This window comes from Dyella solisilvae (genome assembly GCF_003351225.1).
Lineage (GTDB): Bacteria > Pseudomonadota > Gammaproteobacteria > Xanthomonadales > Rhodanobacteraceae > Dyella > Dyella solisilvae.
In genome coordinates this window covers 562124-582352 of record NZ_QQSY01000001.1, presented here as the reverse complement: position 1 = coordinate 582352, position 20229 = coordinate 562124, and the positions used below count along the sequence as shown (strand labels likewise).

Genomic DNA, 20229 nt, shown 5'->3' with positions numbered 1-20229 from the left:
CGCAATTAGTCCGGGTCGTAGTCAAGATTGGAGGCCAGCCAGCGTTCGGTTTCCTGGCGCGTCCAGCCTTTGCGCTTGGCATAGTCGTCCACCTGTTCGCGGGTCATGCGGCCGACCACGAAATACTGGCTGTCCGGATGCGAGAAGTACCAGCCGGATACCGCCGCCGTGGGAAACATCGCAAAGCCCTCGGTCAGTTCGATGCTGGTGTTGCGGGTGGCGTCGAGCAGGCGGAACAAGGTGGCCTTTTCGGTGTGATCCGGGCAAGCCGGGTATCCCGGCGCCGGGCGGATGCCGCTGTACTGCTCCTTGATCAGTGCTTCGTTGTCCAGCGATTCGTCCGCCGCGTAGCCCCAGAATTCCCGACGCACGCGCTGATGCAGGCGCTCGGCGAAGGCCTCGGCCAGGCGGTCGGCCAGCGCCTTGAGCAGGATGGACGAGTAGTCGTCGTGAGCCGCTTCGAAGCGCGCGACGTGCGCATCGATGCCGATACCGGCGGTGACGGCGAAGCCGCCAATCCAGTCCTGCTTGCCTGCACTCTTTGGCGCGATGAAGTCGGAGAGGGAGAAATCAGGACGCTCGACCGGCTTGTCGACCTGCTGGCGCAGGTGATGCAACACGGTCTTGCTGCCATCGTCCAGGCGGATCTCGATATCGTCACCGAGATTGGCGGCTGGCCAGAAGCCGATCACGGCGCGGGCAGTCAGCCACTTCTCGGCGATCAGTGCGTCCAGCATGGTCTGCGCGTCTTTGAACAGTTCGCGCGCCTGCTTGCCCACGATCTCGTCGTCGAGAATGGCAGGGTAGTGGCCGGCCAGCTCCCAGGCATTGAAGAACGGTGACCAGTCGATGTACTGGCGCAGCTCGGCAAGGTCGTAGTTGTCGAACACCGTGATGCCGGGCTGGCGCGGCTGCGGCGGCTCGTAGCTGGCCCAGTCGGTGTTGTAGCGCTGCGCGCGGGCCTTTTCCATCGGCACCAGCGGCTTGCCGCTGCCGCGATTGCGGTGGCGCTCGCGCACTTCGGCATATTCGGCCTTCACCTTGGTGATGAAGGCGTCGACCAGCTCCTTGCTGAGCAGCGACTGCGCCACGCCGACGGCGCGCGAGGCATCCTTCACCCAAACCGTCGGCGACTTGTAATGCGGCTCGATCTTCAGCGCCGTATGCGCGCGCGAGGTGGTCGCGCCGCCGATCATCAGCGGGATGGAGAAGTTCTGGCGCTGCATCTCGCGCGCCACCTGGCTCATCTCCTCCAGCGAGGGGGTAATCAGGCCGGACAGGCCGATGATGTCGGCGTTCTCGGCGATGGCGGTGTCCAGGATCTTCTGCGTCGGCACCATCACGCCGAGGTCGATCACCTCGAAGTTGTTGCAGCGGAGCACCACGCCGACGATGTTCTTGCCGATGTCGTGCACGTCGCCCTTGACCGTGGCCATGACGATTTTGCCGTTGGACTTGCCGGCATCACCGGTGCGTGCCTTTTCCTCCTCGATGAAGGGGATCAGGTGCGCCACGGCTTTCTTCATCACGCGGGCGGACTTCACCACCTGCGGCAGGAACATCTTGCCGGCGCCGAACAAGTCGCCGACCACGTTCATGCCGTCCATCAGCGGGCCTTCGATCACATCCAGCGGACGCGCCGCTTGGATGCGCACGGCCTCGGTATCTTCGACAACGTACTGGTCGATGCCATGCACCAGCGCGTGGCTGAGGCGCTCGCGCACCGGCTTCTCGCGCCAGGCGAGGTTTTCGGTGACGACTTCGCCTTTCTTTGCCTTGTAGTTGTCGGCGATCTCGAGCAGGCGCTCGGTGGCGTCCGGGCGGCGGTTCAGCACTACATCTTCGACGCGCTCGCGCAGTTCTTCGGGCAGGTCGTCGTAGATCATCAACGCACCGGCGTTGACGATGCCCATGTCCATGCCGGCCTTGATGGCGTGGTAGAGGAACACGGAGTGGATCGCCTCGCGCACCACGTTGTTGCCGCGGAACGAGAACGACACATTGGAAACGCCGCCGGAGACGTGCGAATCGGGGAAGCGGCGCTTCAACTCGCGGGTGGCCTCGATGAAGTCCACCGCGTAGTTGTTGTGTTCCTCGATGCCGGTGGCGATGGCGAAGATGTTGGGGTCGAAGATGATGTCTTCGGGCGGGAAGTCGAGCCTGCTGGTGAGCAGCTCGTAGGCGCGCGAACTGATCTCCACCTTGCGTGCACAGGTGTCGGCCTGGCCCTGCTCGTCGAAGGCCATCACCACCACGGCGGCGCCGTACTGCTGCACCTTGCGGGCGTGCTCGAGGAACACCTCCTCGCCTTCCTTCATGGAGATCGAGTTGACGATGCCCTTGCCTTGCAGGCAACGCAGGCCGGCCTCGATCACGGTCCACTTGGACGAATCGACCATGACCGGCACGCGGGCGATATCCGGTTCGGCCGCGATCAGATTCAGGAAGCGCGTCATCGCCGCCTCGGAATCGATCAGGCCCTCGTCCATGTTGACGTCGATGATCTGCGCGCCGTTGGCCACCTGCTGGCGCGCCACGTCCACCGCTTCTTCGTAGCGATCCTCCTTGATCAGCTTGCGGAACTGCGCCGAACCGGTGACGTTGGTGCGTTCGCCGACGTTGACGAAGAGCAGGTCAGGGGTGATGACCAGCGGTTCGAGGCCGGAGAGGCGGGTGTAGCGAGGCATCATGCGTTGTCCTCCTCTCCCTGGCGGGGAGAGGATTGAGGTGAGGGGGTGGGGCTTGAGATGGTGTGCATCGGGGTGCGCGTCGATGGTGGCGCGAGGCGAGCCTGGTCGCTCACGCCAGCCCTCTCCCTAGGGGAGAGAGGGGCCATCAGGCCGCTTCCTTCTTGTCGGCAGGCAGCACGCGCGGCGCGACATCGCGCACCGCGTCGGCAATGGCCTTGATGTGCGCAGGCGTGGTGCCGCAGCAGCCGCCGACCAGGTTGAGCAGGCCGTCGCGGGCGAAGCCGCCGATGACAGACGCCATCTGCTCGGGCGTTTCGTCGTACTCGCCGAAGGCGTTGGGCAGGCCGGCGTTGGGATGCGTGCTGACGAAACAGCCGGCCACGTTGGCCAGGGTCTGCACGTGCGGGCGCAGGTCGGCCGCGCCCAGCGCGCAGTTGAGGCCCACGGAAATCGGGCGCGCGTGCTGCACCGAGTAGTAGAAGGCTTCGGCGGTCTGCCCCGACAGCGTGCGGCCGGAGCGGTCGGTGATCGTGCCGGAGATCATCACTGGCAGGCGCGCGCCGCGCTGGAGGAACAGCTCACTCACCGCGAACAGCGCGGCTTTTGCGTTCAGCGTGTCGAAGATGGTCTCGACCATGATCAGGTCGGCGCCGCCGTCGATGAGTCCGCTGGCGGCCTCGGTGTAGTTGGCAACGAGTTCCTCGAAGGTGACGTTGCGGAAGCCTGGGTCGTTCACGTCCGGCGACAGCGAGGCGGTGCGGCTGGTGGGGCCGAGCACGCCGATCACGAAGCGCGGCTGGTCCGGCGTCTTCGCTTCCCAGGTGTCGCACGCGGCACGGGCGAGGCGAGCGCCTTCGAGGTTCAGCTCATAGGCGAGGTGTTCCAGGTGATAGTCGGCCTGGCTGATGCGGGTGGAATTGAAGGTGTTGGTCTCCACCAGGTCCGCGCCGGCTTCCAGATAGGCCTCGTGCACTCCGCGGATGACCTCCGGATTGGTCAGCGTGAGCAGGTCGTTGTTGCCCTTGAGATCGCAACCGCCGGGATGGTCGTGCGCATGCGCGCTGTCATGGCCATCAACGAAACGTTCGCCGCGAAACGCGGTTTCGTCCAGCTGATGCCGCTGCAGCATGGTGCCCATGCCGCCATCGAGGATCAGGATGCGTTCGCGCAGCCGTTTATCCAGCAGGGCGACGCGTTCGGGATGCAGCCAGGGGAGCGTACTCATGGGGAGACCTTAGGGTTTGCGTGCGAGCAGGCTCATCACTTCGAAATGCGGCGCCTTGCGCTCGCGGCTCAGGCGGGTGCAGCTCAGCACGGACAGGCCGGCGGCTTCGGCGAAGCCGCTCAGTTCGTCGGCGGCGAAGCCGAGGTTGCGGTGGTCGAACGGCTCGACCACGGCGCGGTGGTCATGCTTGCCCAGGGTCACCGCCAGCAGGCGGCCGCCGCTCCGAAGCAGGCGGGCCGCTTCGGACACGGCCTTGGCGGGCTGTTCGGCATAGGTGAGGGCGTGCAGCATCAGCACCAGGTCGAAGCGACGCTCGCCCAGGTCCAGCGCGTGCATGTCGCCCTGGCGTACTTCGACATTGGCGAACGGCTTCAGTCGCTGCGCGGCGGCCTCGACCACACGTTCGCTGCTGTCCACGCAGACAATGGAGTGCGCGTGCGGGGCCAGCAGCTCGGCGGTGATGCCATCGCCGGAGGCGATGTCCAGCACGTCGCCGGTACCCAGCAGCTGCAGCAGCGAGCGGGCCAGCGTTTCCCAAGTGCGGCCGGGCGAGTAGTGGCGCTCCATGTCGCCGGCTACCGTGTCCGCCCAACCTTCCTCGCGGGCGCGCTGGGCCAGCACGCCGGGCAGGCGGGCGGCATCCTCGCGGAGCAGGGCGTCGTCTATGCTGTCGCGCAGTGACTTCAGCAGTGCCTGCTGGTGCTCGTCCGACTCGCTGTTGGCGCGGTAGTAGGCGGAGACGCCGGCGCGGCGGTCGCGCACCAGTTCGGCCTCCTTGAGCTTGGCCAAGTGGGTCGACACGCGCGGCTGGGCGAGATGCAACACCGCGGCCAGCTCGGCCACGGTCAGTTCCTCGCGTTCCAGCAGGGCGAGCAGGCGCACACGGGTGGGGTCCGCCAGCAGGCGCAGCACGCTGGAGGCGGTGGCCAGATCCATGGGTATCCTTATATCGCGATACAGAGATGCGTAAGGCTAGGCCTCACGCCGCGAGGCGTCAAGGTCCGATGGAGAGCCGGTGGGGCGGCAGGGCGTGCTTCCAACAAGGGTGGAGCGGCGTGGCGGCTTGCTGCACCCGCACAGAGGGTATCGGGCCAGGCGGGCTAAAATGGGCGGCTTCCTCCTTCCCTTTGGAGTCGTTATGGATTTCCGCTTTACCGAAGACCAGCTGTCCATTCAGGCCATTGCACGCGATTTCGCCCAGAAGCGAATCGTGCCGGTGGCGGCGGAACTGGACGAAAAGGGGGAGTTTCCGCTGGAGAACATCCGCGAGATGGGCCAGCTGGGCCTGATGGGCGTCGAGGTGCCGCACGAGTACGGCGGCGCCGGCATGGACCCTATCGCCTACGTGCTGGCGATGATCGAGATCGCCGCGGCCGACGCCGCCACGGCGACCATCATGTCGGTCAACAACTCGCTGTTCTGCAACGGCATCCTCAAGCACGGCAACGAGGCGCAGAAGCAGAAGTTCGTGCGCGCCATCGCGCAGGGTGAGGCCATCGGCGCCTATGCGCTGACCGAGCCGCAGTCGGGTTCCGATGCGTCGGCCATGCACACCCGGGCGACGAAGAACGCCGACGGCGACTGGGTGATCAACGGCAAGAAGAGCTGGATCACCTCCGGCATGGTCGCGCGCTACATCATCCTGTTCGCCATCACCACGCCGGGCATCGGCGCCAAGGGCGTGTCCGCCTTCATTATCGATACGCAGCTTCCGGGCTTCCACGCTGGCAAGAGCGAGCCGAAGCTGGGCATTCGCGCTTCGGCCACCTGCGAGATCGAGTTCACCGACTACGTGTGCCCGAAGGAGAACCTGCTGGGCGCCGAAGGCAAGGGCTTCGCGATGGGCATGAGCCTGCTCGACGCGGGGCGCATCGGCATCGCGTCGCAGGCGGTGGGCATCGGGCGCGCCGCCTACGAGGCCACGCTGCAGTGGTCGCGTGACCGCAAGGCGTTTGGCCATCCGATCGGCACGTTCCAGATGACCCAGGCGAAGATCGCTGACATGAAGTGCAAGCTGGACGCGGCGACGCTGCTGACGCTGCGTGCGGCCTGGGCCAAGGGCGAGGCCGAGAAGAATGGCGGCCGTTTTGGCACCGAGGCCTCCATGGCCAAGCTCACCGCCTCCGAGGCGGCCATGTGGATCGCGCACCAGGCGGTGCAGATCCATGGCGGCATGGGCTACTCCAAGGAGATGCCGCTGGAGCGCTACTTCCGCGACGCCAAGATCACCGAGATCTACGAGGGCACCAGCGAGATCCAGCGCATCGTGATCGCCCGCGCGGAAACCGGGTTGCGCTGATCACCATGGCCCGGCCGGTGACCCGGTCAGGCATGTTTTTGGGGGCGCCATGACTGACCTGATGCCGCAGTTCGATTGACGGGGCATCAAGTTTCGTAAATACTTGCGTTTAGCCAGGGATTGGTCCCTCCCGCCATGGACGGCGCCTCATTCTTCAGCCTGCTTTCGCCGCCCAGCCGCCGCACAACCTCATGCGTCAGTGCGCATGGTTTCGCGAACGAGTTCGACGAAGGCGCGCAGTCCCGCCGGCACATGCCGATGGCCTGGGTAGTACAGGGCCAGACCGGGGAACGGCGGCGTCCAGTCGTCCAGCACGCGAATCAGCCGGCCGGCGGCGATATGGCCGGCCACCGTCCATTCGCTCGCATAAGCCAGCCCCACGCCCTGCAGCGCGGCCTCGACCATCAGGTCCCACTGGTTGAGCGTGAGTGGACCGGCCACGTCCACGCTCACAGTCTCGCCGTGCTTTTCGAATTCCCAGCGATACGGCGTACCGCCAGGCAGGCGCGCGCGGATGCACGTATGTGACATCAGGTCGCCGGGCGTCAGCGGGTGCGGATGATCACGAAAGTAGCTCGGCGAGCCGACCACCGCGAAGCGCAGCTCGGGCGTGCAGGGCACGGCGATCATGTCGTTCGGCACGGCCTCGAGCTGGCGGATGCCGGAGTCGAAGCCTTCGGCCACGATGTCTACCATCCGGTCGTTGGAGACCAGGTCGACATGCATCTCCGGGTAGCGCTGGAGGAAGCGCAGCACGATGGGCGTCAGCACCATGCGCGCTCCGCCCAGCGAGACGTTGATGCGCAGCGTGCCGGCCGGCGTGTCGCGAAACTGGTTGACCGCCTCCATGGCCTCGGAGATGTCGCGTAGCGCCGGTCGAACCCTTGCGAGGAACTGCTCGCCAGCCTCGGACAGCGCCACGCTGCGCGTGGTGCGATGAAACAGGCGTACGCCCATGCGTTGTTCGAGCGTGGCGATCGCATGGCTGAGGGCGGAGGGCGACATGCCCAGCTCGGCCGCCGCGGCGCGAAAGCTGCGGTGCGTGGCTACGGAAACCACGGCGTTGAGTTCGTCCAGCCCGGCGCGTTTCATTGTGCTGGATTGTGCATCAGGCCATGCGGGGTTGCGTCGATTGTTACATCAATGCCTCGCCGCTACGTTTCATGCATGCCCACCATCGAGCAGGAATCATGAAAAAGACCGTACTCATCACCGGAACCTCGTCAGGCATCGGCCAGGCCGCGGTCCGGCGCTTTGCCGAGGCGGGTTGGAACGTTGTGACAACCATGCGTTCACCGGCCAGGGCCGTTGAGCTGGCGTGGCCCGAGCAGGTGCTGGTGACGCGACTGGATGTGCAGGACCGCGCCAGCATCCATGACGCCATCGAAGCCGGCATCGCGCGCTTCGGCCGCATCGACGCACTGGTCAACAACGCGGGATTTGGCCAGTACGGCCTGTTCGAGGCCACGCCGGAGGACAAGATCCGCGAGCAGTTCGACGTCAACGTCTTCGGCGTGATGGAAGTGATACGCGCGATGCTGCCGCATTTTCGTCAGCATCGTGCAGGCGTCATCGTCAACGTGAGCTCCGGCGCCGGCATGTTCACCCTGCCGATGATCTCGTTGTATTGCGCCAGCAAGTTCGCGCTGGAGGGCTTCTCCGAATCACTTTCCTACGAACTGGCCTCGCAGGGCGTGGCGGTGAAGCTGGTGATTCCGCATGGCGGCGTCAGCAGCACGCGCTTCGGCGAGCGATCCGGGCGTGAGTACGCCGGCCATGCGGCGATCGCCGACTACGACGCGTTCGTCGCCGCGACCAACCAGGCCTTTGACCGCATGCGCGCTGCGCGCATGATGACGTCCGATGAAGTGGCGCAGGTGATCTACGAGGCCGCCACCGATGGCAGCGACCGCTTGCGTTACCTGGTGGGGGACGACGCGCGCGGCTTCGTCAAGGCGCGCCGTGAACTGCCTGAAGAGGGGTATATCGATTTCATGCGGGCTCATTTCCGCACGGAGGAATGAGACCCAGCGCTGCGGTGCTCACCCTCACCAAGCCAGGCTGCGGAGACGCAACATGGCGGTGAGCAGCGAGGTCTGACCCTCTGCATGCCCGATAAAAAAAGCCCCGGTCCTGCGACCGGGGCTTTTCGATGTGCCGGTGACGGCGGGGCGCTTACGCGCCGCGTCGCGGATCGGAATCGAACGGCTGCATGCCACCCGGTTCCGGCGCGTGTGGCGGTTGATCGCCCGCCTCACCGCCATGCGCATGGCGGATGCCGTGCGATGTCTCATCCAGCTTGTCGCCCAGCAGGCGGCGCACCGTGACGTAGAACACCGGGATCAGAAGCAGGCCCAGGAAGGTGGCGAACAACATGCCGCCGATCACGCCGGTACCGATCGAGTGACGGGAGTTGGCGCCGGCGCCCGTGGAGATCGCCAGCGGGAACACGCCGAGGATGAAGGCCATCGAGGTCATCAGGATCGGCCGCAGTCGTTGGCGCGAGGCAGTGACCACCGCCTGGAACAAAGTGTGTCCTTCCTGTTGCTGCGCCACCGCGAATTCCACGATCAGGATCGCGTTCTTCGCAGCCAGGCCGATCACTGTGATCAGGCCGATCTTGAAGTACATGTCGTTGGGCAGGCCGCGCAGCATCGAGAACACCACGGTGCCGAGCAGGCCCAGCGGCACCACCAGCAGCACGGCGACCGGGATGGACCAGCTTTCGTACAGGGCGGCCAGGCACAGGAACACGATGAAGATCGACAGCACCATCAGCAGGGTCGCCGAGTTGCCGGCGAGGATTTCCTGATAGGACTGGCCGGTCCAGTCGGAGCCGAAGCCCCTGGGCAGGTCGTTTTCGACGATGCCCTGCAGCGCCGCCATCGCTTGGCCGGTGGAATAACCCGGTGCTTCGTTGCCCACGATTTCCACCGCCGCGTAGCCGTTGTAGCGGGTGAGGGCGGGTGAGCCCATGTCCCACTTCGAACGCACCACGGATGAGATGGGAATCATGTTGTACGGGTTGGTGGTCGAGGCACTGGTGGAGCCGGTGGCCAGGCTACTGGGCGTAAACAGATGCTGCAGCGCATCCGGGCCCATGCGGTAGGGCTGGTCCGCCTGGATGTAGACGCGCTTGACGCGGCCACCGTAGACGAAGTCGTTGACGTACACCGGCGCTAGTGCGAGCTGGATGGCCGTGTACACGTCACTGACCGACAGCCCCATGGCCTGGGCCTGCACGCGGTCCACGTTGAGGTCCCACTGCGGCGCGTCTGGCAGCGAGTTCGGGCGCACGCCGTACAGCGCGTGGTTGTCCTTGGCCTTGGCCAGCACGGTACCCATCGCCTGCATCAGCTCGCCATGCGTCTGGCCGCCTCGCGCCTGCAGGTACATGTCGATGCCTCCGAACTGGCTGAGGCCGCGGATGGTGGGCAGGTTGACCACGAAGATCTGCGCGTCACGGATGCCATGCAGCACGCCGTTGGCCTGCAGGATCAGTTCGTCTGCGGTGATCTTTCGTTCCTTCCAGTCCTTGAGCTTGATGAAGGCCATGCCCGTGCTTTCGCTCGAGCCGATGAAGCTGAAGCCGCTGATCTGGTAGATGCCGACGATGGCATCGTTGAGCGGGCTCTTGGCGATGCGCTCGCGCATCTCGGTCATCACTTCCTGCGTGCGGTGCAGGGTGGCGCCCGGCGGCAGGTTGACGATGGCCAGCGCGAAGCCCTGGTCCTCGCTGGGCACGAAGCTGGTCGGCAGCCTGGTGTACAGCAGGCCGGCCAGGCCCGCCACCAGCACGAACACCATCATCCAGCGGGGCGCATGGCGTGCCGCGCTGCCGATGTGCCCGCTATAAGTGTGCGTTACCCAGTCGAACAGCTTGTTGAAGCCACGGTAGAGCGGATTCTTCTTCTCATCGTGGGTGGGCTTGAGCAGGGTGGCGCACAGCGCCGGGGTGAACGACAGGGCCAGGAACGCCGAGAAACCCATCGAGATGGCGATGGTCAGGGCGAACTGCTTGTAGATCACACCCGAGGCGCCGGGCTGCAGCGCCGACGGCACGAACACGGCGGCCAGCACGACCGTGATGGCCACCACCGCGCCGGTGATCTGGCCCATCGCCTTGCGCGTGGCTTCCTTCGGCGAGAGGTGCTCCTCGCTCATGATGCGCTCGACGTTCTCGATCACCACGATCGCGTCGTCCACCACGATGCCGATCGCCAACACCATGCCGAACAAGGTCAACTGGTTGACGGTGAAGCCCAGCGACACGAGGCCGATGAAGGTGCCGAGCAAGGCCACCGGGATCACCAGGGTGGGGATCACCGTGGCGCGGAAGTTCTGCAGGAAGATCAGCATCACCAGGAAGACCAGGATGATGGCCTCCACCAGCGTATGCACCACTTCCTCGATCGAGATCTTCACGAACGGCGTGGTGTCGTAGGGCGCGAACCAGGTGACGCCTTCAGGGAAGTCCCTGGAGAGCTCGGTCATCTTGGCTTTCACGGCATCGGCCACGTCCAGTGCGTTGGCGCCGGGCAATAGCTGCACGCCGAGACCGCCGACCTGCTGACCGTTCCAGGTGGATGCGCGGCCATAGGTCTGCGGGCCGAAGCTGATCTTCGCCACATCGCTGAGCCGGACCACGGTGCCATTGTTGTTGGCGCGCAGGATGATGTTGCCGAACTCTTCCGGCGTGGAGAAACGTCCCTCGGCCGACACCGTGGCGGTGAAGCTCTGGTCCTTCGGGGACGGGTCGGCGCCAAGCGAGCCGGCGGCGAACTGCACGTTCTGCGCCGCCACCGCGGCGTACACCTGGCTCGCCGAGAGGCCGAAACCTTGCAGCTTGTCCGGGTTCAACCAGATGCGCACGCCATATTCGGAGCCAACCAGGAAGGTGCTGCCAACGCCGGCGATGCGGCCGACCTGGTCCGCCACCTGCGATGCGATGATGTCGGCGAGACGATTGGCGTCGATCTCGGGATTGGTCGACACCAGGGAGACGAACATCAGGAAGTCGGGGTTGTTCTTGGAAACCACCACGCCTTGCTGGGTCACGGCCGTGGGCAGGCGCGGCTGCGCCAGCTGCACCTTGTTTTGCACCTGCACCTGGGCGATGTCCGCATTGGTGCCGGTTTCGAACGTCAGCGTGATCGATGCCGAACCGTTCGAGTTGGACGACGAACTGAAGTAAAGCAGGTGGTCGATGCCGGTGAGCTGCTGTTCGATCACCTGGGTGACGTTCTTTTCCACCGTATCGGCGTTGGCGCCGGGATAGGTCGCCGACACCACCACCTGTGGCGGGGCGATGTTCGGGTACGACTCGATGCCCATGTTCAGCACCGAGATGATGCCGACCAGGGAGATAAGAATGGCGACCACCCAAGCGAAGATTGGGCGGTCAATAAAGAAACTCGGCATGTTGGTCGGCTCCCTTACTGCTTGCCGGCAGCGGACTTGGCGCCAGCTGCGGCTCCCTGTTGACCCGGCGCGCCGGACTTCTGGTCCGGCTGCCACGGCGTCGCCTTGGCGGGCGCGCCCGGCTGCACCGTCTGCAAGCCCGAAACGATCACCTGGTCGCCGCTGTTCAGGCCGCCGGTGACGATCCAGTCGCCGCCACGCACGTTGTCGGCATTGACGTTCTTGCGCACAACCTTGCCGTCCTGCCCCACGACCAGGGTGTATGCACCGGCCACGTCACGCAGCACGCCGGCCTGCGGAATCAGGAACACGTTGTGCTGTTCGCCGAGGTTGGCGGTGATGGTCACGTAGGTGCCCGGCAGCAGGCGGTGATCGGGGTTGGCCAGCTGGGCGCGCAGGTTCACGCTGCCCGTGGTCGGGTCGACGGTGGCTCCGGAGAAGTCCAGCGTGCCGGCCTCGGGAGATTTGCTGCCGTCGGGCAGGGTGACCTGCACGGTGGTCTTGCTCTGGTCGGCCAGCGAGACGTTGCCGGCCTTCTGGGAACTGCGCAGGCGATCGAGGTCGGCGGCGCTGACGGTGAAGTTGACGTAGAGCGGATCGAGCTGGTCGACCGTGGTGAGCAGGGTCGACGTGGCGCCGGTATCGGCGTTGGCGCTGCCAACGATGGCGCCCTCGGTCACCTGCTGCTGGCCGGCCCGACCATCGATCGGGGACGTCACGCGCGTGAAGCCCAGGGCAATGCGGGCGTTCTCCACCGCGGCCTGCGCCTGCTTCACCTGAGCGGCGCTGCTGCGCTCGTTGGCTTCGGCGGCATCCAGATCCGACTGCGAGACGTAGTTCTGCGGACGCAGCGAGCGGAAGCGCTCGGCGGTCTTGTGATAGTTGACATAGGTGGCCTGGGCCGACACCACGTTGGCCTGTGCGGAGTTGAGCGTGGCCTGGTAGACGGACGGGTCGATCTCGAACAGCACCTGGCCCTGCTTGACGTCCGTGCCTTCCTGATACACGCGACGGAGCAGCACGCCGGAAACGCGGGCGCGCACGTCGGCGCTGCGGTAAGCGGACACGCGACCCACCAGGTCCTTGGTCAGGGGGGTGCTCTGCGGCTGCGCCTTCACCACGCCGACTTCCGCTGCAGGCGGTTGTGGCGGTCCTTGTTCCTTGCCTTTACCGCAGGCAGTCAGAGCAAGCAGGCCAAGGCACAACAAGGGTGCGCGCAATGACGAGGACTTCATGTGAGCTCCAATCTTCTAATGTTGTCGGGGATGTAGCGCGGCGACGCCTCTCCGGGCATCGACCAAAAGGCGGTTCATCTTCGAGCACACGACTTGGCAGCTTGCCCTGGATGCCACGGGGGATGGCGTGGGGCGGGGTATGGCAGCCGTGTCTCAATAAGAGCAGACGAGCTTGGACTATACCGTACAGTTTAAAATTTGTAGAGCCGTTGACCCGGCCCCAAAACGTTGCTCTACGGGGGCCGGGAGGGCGCCGAAGCGCGGCCGGGAGCGTTATGTGTGCCCCCGTGCCGATCCGGCCCCAACAATTTTGGCTTAAAACCGTGAAGGTAGGGTGTCGGCCTCCATGCGGACGGGCATCCAACCCCACGCCGCGATGCTGCCAACCATTCCGTTGGATCGCCTGTGCCAATTGTCCGGTTGTCCCGAGGCTGGGGCAGTGCGCAAGTCCCGATATTCCGTGGATGGAACGACAGGTCGAGGGAGCCGGCGGCGTTTTGCGTCTGGCCGCCGTCGGCATCGACGGGCGCCCCGGCGCTCACGCGCACTTGTTGCGTTGCAGCGCCTAATCGATCCAAACGCCTTGGCATACGCATGGGTATTGCCGCCATGCTCGCGCTGACCGTGCAAGCGATGGTCACGCCAACGCACGAACGCAGCAAACGTTTTCGCACACACGCACTGTTCACGGCATGCATGCACAACGTCGTTGCAGGCAGATGAAAAGCGTTGTCGACCGGCTTTGCTGCAACGCCGTCATGGCCCACTGCAGGCTTAAGTGAAGCGCGGGCGAAGGTGGATAAGGCCTGATGCGAGGCGTATCCTTTTAGGGCTTTTTTTGCCTCATTCCGTCTCCCCAACACAGTAGATGCCATGAACGCGATTCGTGCGGCTAGCAACAGCTCCTTCCCCACTGTTGTTTTCGAAGAACTGAAGCAAAGCGGATTCCCTGTCGAGCGCCTTGATGAGGCGCAATTTTTTATCAGCGCTTTTTTTGCGCGCCTTTCCGAAAGTGATCTCGATCTGCACACGCCGGCCGAATGGGCCGCGCTGGTTGGCGATCTGGTGGGCTTCATGCAGCAGCGCCAGTCCGGCCGCGCCGCGGTTCGCGTGATCAATCCGGCGACGGGCCATGCCGGGCGCAGCTACGTGCAGGTCGTTACCGACGACATGCCGTTCCTGGTCGACACGGTCACCATGGTGGCCTCCGAACACCTGCAGATCCACGCCGTGATCCACCCGGTGGTCAACGCGACGCGCGATCCGTCGGGCAAGCTGCTCAAGCTCGGCGCCGAGGATGCTCAGCCGGAATCGGTGATGCATTTCGAAGTGGACCGCGTGGCGGACGAGGATGCACAGGCCACGCTGAAAGCCCGGCTCGAGACCGCGCTGGAGGATGTGCGCATCGTGGTGGCCGACTGGCCGAAGATGCGCGACAAGCTGCTGGCCATCGCAGCCGACCTGCCGTCGCGCCAGATGCCGCTGGATGACGCCTCGGTCCAGGAGGCCTCGGAATTCCTTCGCTGGCTCGCCGATGACAACTTCACCTTCCTCGGCTACCGCGAATACGTGGTGACCGAGGTCAATGGCGAGGAAGTGCTGCGCGCCGACGAGTCGTCCGGCATGGGTATCCTGCACAAGAGCGAGCGCTCGCTGGCCCCGCGTTCGCTGAGCACGCTGGTGGCGCATGACCTGCCGCAGTCGGGCTCGACCGACGCCATCATCCTCACCAAGACCAACGCGCGCTCGCACGCGCACCGCTCGGGCTACATGGATTACGTGGGCGTGCTCAGGTTCGACGCCGCCGGCAAGCCGATCGCCGAGCAGCGCTTCCTGGGCCTGTTCACCTCCAGCGCCTACATGTCGCGCCCGCAGGTCGTGCCGCTGGTGCGCCAGAAGTTCGAGTACGTGATGGACCGCTCCGGCCTCAAGCGCGACTCGCACTCGGGCAAGGCGTTGCGCCACATCCTCGAGGTCCTGCCGCGCGACGAGCTGTTCCAGGCCAGCGAAGAGGAGCTGTACAGCATCTCGATGGGCGTGCTCGAACTGCGCCAGCGCGCCCGTACGCGCCTGTTCACGCGCCGTGACCGCTACGGCCGCTTCATCACCTGCACGGTGTTCGTGCCGCGCGAACGCTTCAACACCACGGTGCGCGAGCGCATCGAGTCGCTGCTGCGCACCACCATGCGCGGCGAGTACCTCGATTCCTCCGTGCTGATGGGCGAGGCCGCCCTGGTGCGCCTGCACGTGGTGGTGCGTCCCAAGATCGGCGACCCGGTGCAGTACGACGTGGCCGAGCTTGAAAAGGGCATCTCCGCCATCGTGCGCAACTGGCAGGACGACCTGCGCGATGCGCTGGTGGCCAAGCTGGGCGACCACGATGGTGTCGTGCTGGCCAACCGCTATGGCAAGTCGATGCCCGCAGGCTACGTGGAAGACGTAGCGCCGGCGGCGGCCGCCGAGGATGTCCGTCAGCTGTCCCTGCTGAAGGGCGACGATGCGGTGCGCATGTCGTTCTATCACCCGGCGGCCCGACCGCAGGAGCTGCGCTTCAAGATCTACCGCATCGGCGGCGACATCGCGCTGTCCGAGGTGCTGCCGCAGCTGGAGAACCTTGGCCTGCGCGTGCTCACCGAGCACCTGTATGACATCCACGTGGGTGACACCACGCTGTATATCCAGGACTTCGAGGTGCAGACCGCCGGCAGCCTGGCCTTCAGCGTGGAGCAGGTGGGCACGCTGTTCGAGGACGCCTTCGAGCAGATCTGGCGTGGCAATGCGGAGAACGATGGCTTCAACCGCCTGGTGCTCGGCGCCAAGCTGAGCTGGCGCCAGATCGCCATGCTGCGCGGCTACTGCAAGTACCTGCTGCAGACCGGCGTGGCGTTCTCGCAGAGCTACATGGAAGACGCCTTCAACCGCTACCCGGCGATCGCCGGCCTGCTGGTGGAGCTGTTCCTCGCCAAGTTCGACCCCCGCCGTGAGACGCTGGCGGCCGACGAGCTGCGTCGCGCTGGCGAGCTGCTGCGCGGCGAAATGCAGGCGCTGATCCCCGAATCCGTGCGCACCGCACACCCGGGCCTGATCGATGGCCTGGTGGGCGCACTGTCCAAGCCGCGCGCCGAGCAGTTCACGGTGGTGGAGGAGAGCATCAACACCCTGCTGGAAACCGTCTCCAGTCTGGACGACGACCGCATCCTGCGTAGCTTCGTGGCGTTGATCCGCGCCACCCTGCGTACCAGCTTTTTCCAGCAGTGGGATGGCGCCTACCGCAGCTACATCAGCTACAAGTTCGACTCGCACCGCGTGCCGGACCTTCCCAAGCCGGTGCCGTACCGCGAGATCTTCGTCAGTGCGCCGCGCGTGGAAGGCATCCACCTGCGCTTCGGCTCGGTGGCGCGTGGCGGCCTGCGCTGGTCCGACCGCCGCGAAGACTTCCGCACCGAAGTACTGGGCCTGGTGAAGGCGCAGATGGTGAAGAACACCGTGATCGTGCCCGTCGGTTCGAAGGGCGGCTTCTTCGTGAAGCACCCGCCGGTGAACGGCGACCGCGATGCGCAGCTGGCCGAAGGCATCGCCTGCTACCGCATGTTCATCAGTGGCCTGCTCGACATCACCGACAACCTCGTCGAGGGCAAGGTGGCTCCGCCGCATGACGTGGTGCGCCACGACAACGACGACCCGTACCTGGTGGTCGCGGCGGACAAGGGCACCGCGACGTTCTCCGACATCGCCAACGCCATCTCCGTGGCGCACGGCTTCTGGCTGGGCGACGCCTTCGCTTCCGGCGGCTCCAACGGTTACGACCACAAGGGCATGGGCATCACCGCCAAGGGCGCGTGGGAGTCGGTCAAGCGGCACTTCCGCGCGCTGGGCCGCAACAGCCAGACCGAAGACTTCAGCTGCGTCGGCATTGGCGACATGTCCGGCGACGTGTTCGGCAACGGCATGCTGCTGTCGCGCCACATCCGCCTGGTGGCCGCATTCGACCACCGCCACATCTTCCTCGACCCGCATCCGGACACCGAGCGTTCGTTTGTCGAGCGCGAACGCATGTTCAAGCTGCCGCGCTCGAGCTGGGACGACTACGACAAGTCGCTGGTCTCCGCGGGTGGCGGCGTGTATGCACGCACGCTCAAGTCGATCCCGATTTCGCCGGAAGTGCGCGGCGTGCTGGGCCTGAAACCCGAGGTCACCCAGCTCGCGCCCAACGAGCTGCTCAGCGCCATCCTGAAGGCGCCGGTGGACCTGCTGTGGAACGGCGGCATCGGCACCTATGCGAAGGCGACCAGCGAAACGCACGCCGACGTGGGCGACCGCGCGAACAACGCGCTGCGCGTCAATGGCGCCGAGCTGCGCTGCAAGGTGGTGGGCGAGGGCGGCAACCTGGGCTTCACCCAGAAGGGCCGCATCGAGGCTGCCCAGCACGGCGTGCTGATCAACACCGACTTCATCGACAACTCGGCCGGCGTGGATACCTCCGATCACGAGGTGAACATCAAGATCCTGTTGGGCGATGCGGTGCAGCGCGGCGAGCTCACGCTCGACCAGCGCAACACCCTGCTGGCCAGCATGACCGATGAAGTCGGCCAGCTGGTGCTGTGGGACAACTACCGCCAGAACCAGGCCATCACCCTGATGGAGCACCAGTCGGTGCACCGCATCGGCTCGATGGCGCACTTCATTCGCATGCTGGAACAGGAAGGCCTTCTCGATCGCCAGGTGGAAAACCTGCCGAGCGAGTCCGAGCTGACAGAGCGCAAGACTCGCGGCATCGGCATGACCCGTCCGGAACTGTCGGTGTTGCTGTCCTACGACAAGATCAAGCTGTACCAGCAGCTGCTCGACTCCGACGTGCCGGAAGACCCGTACCTGTCCAAGGAACTGGTGCGCTACTTCCCCGAGCCGCTGCACGGCAAGTACGCCGACCACATGCAGCGCCACCGCCTGAAGCGCGAGATCATCGCCACGGCCGTGACCAACTCCACCATCAACCGCATGGGCGCCACTTTCATGATGCGCATGCAGGAAGATACCGGCCAGGGTCCGGCGGCCATCGCCAAGGCCTACACCGCCGCACGCGAGATCCTCGATGCGCGCGAACTGTGGGCGCAGGTTGAAGCGCTGGACAGCAAGGTCGCGGAGAACACCCAGATCGACGCCATCCTGCAGATCTGGTCGTTGCTGCGTCACACCGCGCGCTGGCTGCTCAATCGCCCGGGCGGCACGCTGGACATCAACGCCAACGTCGAGCGCTACCAGGCCGGCGTGACGGAGCTGCGCGCGGCGCTGCCCAACGTGCTTACCGAGACGGGTCGCCAGGAGTTCATCACCAGCCAGGAGAAGTGGGAAGGTCTTGGGTTGCCGTCGGAGCTGGCCCTGCGCATGGCCCGCCTGTCGGAGCTGCGCGCGATGCTCGACATCGTCGAAGTGGCGCAGCAGAGCGGCCAGCCGATCAGCAAGGTGGCCGGCGTGTTCTACGAACTGGGCGAGTCGCTTGATCTGGAATGGCTGCGCAGCCAGATCGAAGTGCTGCCGGTGGAAGGCGCCTGGCATGCCCAGGCCCGCGGTTCGCTGCTGGATGAGCTGAACCACCAGCATCGCGCGCTGGCCCTGCAGGTGCTTTCCATGACCGGTGGCGCCAAGGATGTCTCGCCGGTGCAGGCGTGGCTGCAGCGTGACGACGCCACGCTGAAGTACACCCGCGCCATGCTGGCGGAAATCCTGACCCAGAACGCGGACTACCCGATCGCATCGGTCGCAGTCCGTCGCCTGGCGCAGCTGGCGCAGGTGCCGGTGAACCAGTAAGCCAGGTCGACGCCCCGGCGCAGCTCCCACGGGAGCCGGCGCCGGGGTTCCGCGACATCAACGCAAAGGGCGCAGGCCGGCGACGGTCTTGCGCCCTTTGTCCATCTACGCTCAACTGTGCGCCTCATCCTTGGATCGATGACTCGCCTTATGCGCTTTGCCTTCGTCGCCAGCGAAACCAACGTCGCGCAGCAGGCCCGGCGCAAGTTCGTCGATCGCTACGGCGACGTCCCGCCAGAGCAGGCCGATGTGATCATCGCGCTCGGAGGCGATGGCTTCATGCTGCGCACGCTGCACGCGTATCGCGCTTTGCCCGCGCCGGTCTACGGCATGAAGCTCGGGCGTGTCGGCTTCCTGATGAACAAGCATCGGCTTGACGAGCTGGAGGAGCGCATCGCGCGTGCGCATGCAGCGGCGCTCTATCCGCTGGAGATGCGCACGATCGACGGCAACGGCGATGTGCTCCACGCGCTGGCCTTCAACGAAGTCTCGCTTTTGCGCCAGAGCAACCAGGCCGCGCATCTTGAAGTGAAGCTCAACGATGCCGTGAAGCTGCCCAACCTGGTGTGCGATGGCGTGTTGATCTCCACGCCGGCGGGTTCGACCGCCTACAACCTCTCCGCGCACGGACCGATCCTGCCGCTGGACGCCAACGTGCTGGCGCTGACGCCGATCAGCCCCTTCCGCCCGCGCCGCTGGCGCGGCGCCATCCTGCCGCACCGTACCCTGGTCACTCTGCGCGTGCTTGATCCGGGCAAGCGCCCGGTGAGCGCTACGGCGGACTATCGCGAGGTGCGCGACATCCGGGAGGTGCAGATCCGCCAGTCCGAAGGGCAGGGCGTGCGCCTGCTGTTCGACCCGGAGCACAATCTGGAGCAGCGCATTCTGGATGAGCAGTTCGCGCAGGATTAAGGGTTCTTGGGGTTGAGCGTGTCTTTGCGCGGGCACTGCTAGTTCTTCGTTTCAGCCAATACATCTCCTGCTTCGTCATCTCAGCGAAGGCTGGGATCCAGCGCCTTTGCCCTTGGCTTTCGATTTGGTGCGATCGCTAGAGTGCTCGCCTGCGGCGGGCTTCCGCCGGCCTGCTGGCCGCCGGGTTACTTCTCTTTGTTTGGCCAAAGAGAAGTAACCAAGAGAAAGGCCACCCCGATGGCGCGCCTTCCGGGCTACGCCCTCCAGGTTCGCGGACGGGCTACGGGGTTTGTCGACAGGGCATCCTGCCCTGACGCCAAACTGGCCGGCGTCCCTGCCGGCCACCCTTCGGGCTGTTCCTCCACCCGCCCGCCGCGCCATAGGGGAGGGAAGGTCAAGAGCCGAAGCGAAGAGCCAGAAGCCAAGAGCCAGAAGCCAAGAGCCAGAAGCCAAGAGCCAAGAGCCGCGTCGTCTCTGTAGTAGCGCAAGCTGTGCGGAAACCCGAATTAGGGAGCCTCTCAGCTATCTCGAACTGGGTGCATTCCTACGAAGAAGGACCGAGGTTTAGTGAAGCGATGTGCCGCGCAGCGGCACGAGCCTGCACCTGATCCCCTGTGAGGCGGTGAGGGGTGGACGATG

General features: G+C 65.3%; 10 protein-coding genes. 4 read left to right on the top strand and 6 right to left on the bottom strand.

Annotated features, from left to right (window positions below; translation table 11 throughout):
- Positions 1 to 5: 5 nt before the first annotated feature.
- The 3 genes from metH to DVT68_RS02520 all read right to left on the bottom strand — a co-directional run bounded on the left by metH (position 6) and on the right by DVT68_RS02520 (position 4851).
- Positions 6 to 2690, bottom strand: a complete 2685-nt coding sequence (gene metH / locus DVT68_RS02530; RefSeq protein WP_114823475.1) for a methionine synthase — start codon at positions 2688 to 2690, stop codon at positions 6 to 8.
- A 145-nt stretch (positions 2691 to 2835) separates the two neighbouring features.
- Positions 2836 to 3915, bottom strand: a complete 1080-nt coding sequence (locus DVT68_RS02525; protein ID WP_114823474.1) for a homocysteine S-methyltransferase family protein — start codon at positions 3913 to 3915, stop codon at positions 2836 to 2838.
- Between the two features lie 9 nt (positions 3916 to 3924).
- Positions 3925 to 4851 (bottom strand): ArsR/SmtB family transcription factor, encoded by a 927-nt coding sequence (locus DVT68_RS02520; protein ID WP_114823473.1) that lies wholly within the window; start codon positions 4849 to 4851, stop codon positions 3925 to 3927.
- A gap of 169 nt (positions 4852 to 5020) precedes the next feature.
- Here DVT68_RS02520 and DVT68_RS02515 point away from each other — a divergent pair, with 169 nt between their 5' ends.
- The gene (locus tag DVT68_RS02515) at positions 5021 to 6214 is read left to right on the top strand and encodes an acyl-CoA dehydrogenase family protein (RefSeq protein ID WP_425477423.1); all 1194 of its coding nucleotides are present in this window, start codon (positions 5021 to 5023) and stop codon (positions 6212 to 6214) included.
- A gap of 189 nt (positions 6215 to 6403) precedes the next feature.
- Here the strand turns inward: DVT68_RS02515 and DVT68_RS02510 are convergent, their stop codons facing one another.
- A complete protein-coding gene (locus DVT68_RS02510) occupies positions 6404 to 7306 on the bottom strand; it encodes a LysR family transcriptional regulator (protein WP_114823471.1) in 903 nt (300 codons plus the stop codon).
- A 98-nt stretch (positions 7307 to 7404) separates the two neighbouring features.
- Here DVT68_RS02510 and DVT68_RS02505 point away from each other — a divergent pair, with 98 nt between their 5' ends.
- Complete coding sequence (locus DVT68_RS02505; protein WP_114823470.1) at positions 7405 to 8238, top strand: SDR family oxidoreductase; 834 nt, start codon at positions 7405 to 7407, stop codon at positions 8236 to 8238.
- Positions 8239 to 8389: 151 nt separating this feature from the next.
- Here the strand turns inward: DVT68_RS02505 and DVT68_RS02500 are convergent, their stop codons facing one another.
- Both DVT68_RS02500 and DVT68_RS02495 read right to left on the bottom strand, forming a co-directional pair.
- Positions 8390 to 11635 (bottom strand): efflux RND transporter permease subunit, encoded by a 3246-nt coding sequence (locus DVT68_RS02500; RefSeq protein ID WP_114823469.1) that lies wholly within the window; start codon positions 11633 to 11635, stop codon positions 8390 to 8392.
- A gap of 14 nt (positions 11636 to 11649) precedes the next feature.
- The gene (locus DVT68_RS02495; protein ID WP_114823468.1) at positions 11650 to 12870 is read right to left on the bottom strand and encodes an efflux RND transporter periplasmic adaptor subunit; all 1221 of its coding nucleotides are present in this window, start codon (positions 12868 to 12870) and stop codon (positions 11650 to 11652) included.
- An 873-nt stretch (positions 12871 to 13743) separates the two neighbouring features.
- Here DVT68_RS02495 and DVT68_RS02490 point away from each other — a divergent pair.
- Together DVT68_RS02490 and DVT68_RS02485 are read left to right on the top strand one after the other, a co-directional pair.
- Complete coding sequence (locus DVT68_RS02490; RefSeq protein WP_114823467.1) at positions 13744 to 18678, top strand: NAD-glutamate dehydrogenase; 4935 nt, start codon at positions 13744 to 13746, stop codon at positions 18676 to 18678.
- A 150-nt stretch (positions 18679 to 18828) separates the two neighbouring features.
- Complete coding sequence (locus DVT68_RS02485; RefSeq protein WP_114823466.1) at positions 18829 to 19590, top strand: NAD kinase; 762 nt, start codon at positions 18829 to 18831, stop codon at positions 19588 to 19590.
- The last annotated feature ends 639 nt before the right edge of the window (positions 19591 to 20229 follow it).

Excerpts from the sequence above, each read along its gene's own strand:
- metH (WP_114823475.1), bottom strand. The coding sequence starts at position 2,690 with ATGATGCCTCGCTACACCCGCCTCTCCGGCCTCGAACCGCTGGTCATC.
- DVT68_RS02525 (WP_114823474.1), bottom strand. The coding sequence starts at position 3,915 with ATGAGTACGCTCCCCTGGCTGCATCCCGAACGCGTCGCCCTGCTGGAT.
- DVT68_RS02520 (WP_114823473.1), bottom strand. The coding sequence starts at position 4,851 with ATGGATCTGGCCACCGCCTCCAGCGTGCTGCGCCTGCTGGCGGACCCC.
- DVT68_RS02515 (WP_425477423.1), top strand. The coding sequence starts at position 5,021 with ATGGGCGGCTTCCTCCTTCCCTTTGGAGTCGTTATGGATTTCCGCTTT.
- DVT68_RS02510 (WP_114823471.1), bottom strand. The coding sequence starts at position 7,306 with ATGAAACGCGCCGGGCTGGACGAACTCAACGCCGTGGTTTCCGTAGCC.
- DVT68_RS02505 (WP_114823470.1), top strand. The coding sequence starts at position 7,405 with ATGAAAAAGACCGTACTCATCACCGGAACCTCGTCAGGCATCGGCCAG.
- DVT68_RS02500 (WP_114823469.1), bottom strand. The coding sequence starts at position 11,635 with ATGCCGAGTTTCTTTATTGACCGCCCAATCTTCGCTTGGGTGGTCGCC.
- DVT68_RS02495 (WP_114823468.1), bottom strand. The coding sequence starts at position 12,870 with ATGAAGTCCTCGTCATTGCGCGCACCCTTGTTGTGCCTTGGCCTGCTT.
- DVT68_RS02490 (WP_114823467.1), top strand. The coding sequence starts at position 13,744 with ATGAACGCGATTCGTGCGGCTAGCAACAGCTCCTTCCCCACTGTTGTT.
- DVT68_RS02485 (WP_114823466.1), top strand. The coding sequence starts at position 18,829 with ATGCGCTTTGCCTTCGTCGCCAGCGAAACCAACGTCGCGCAGCAGGCC.